Genomic DNA, 323 nt, shown 5'->3' with positions numbered 1-323 from the left:
TACATTTTGTTTCGACGATGGATGGAAGTCAGTTGTCTGATTTATTACATCAATTACGCCCAGAAACCACGCTATTTATTATTTCATCCAAGTCTTTTGGAACGATTGATACTCTATCTAATGCTGAAACGGCGCGTTTATGGCTGGAAAAGTCCCTAGGCGATCGTCATTGTGTCTTAAAAAGTCATTTTATTGGGGTGTCAACTAAACCTGAAAAAATGACAGAATGGGGAATTCATCCTGACAATCAGTTATTACTGTGGGATTGGGTCGGTGGTCGATATTCCTTATGGTCATGCATTGGTTTACCGATTGCRCTAAAA

The 323-nt window shown here is 39.4% G+C and carries 1 pseudogene; it reads left to right on the top strand.

The annotated features are described in order from the left end of the window. A pseudogene (locus tag JR005_RS14520) lies at nucleotides 1-323 on the top strand (glucose-6-phosphate isomerase); the annotation flags it as partial.

It is taken from the genome of Acinetobacter sp. Colony158, from assembly GCF_019264745.1.
Lineage (GTDB): Bacteria > Pseudomonadota > Gammaproteobacteria > Pseudomonadales > Moraxellaceae > Acinetobacter > Acinetobacter ursingii.
Note: the sequence above shows the minus strand (reverse complement) of the source record. Positions and strands in the feature narration are given on the sequence as shown.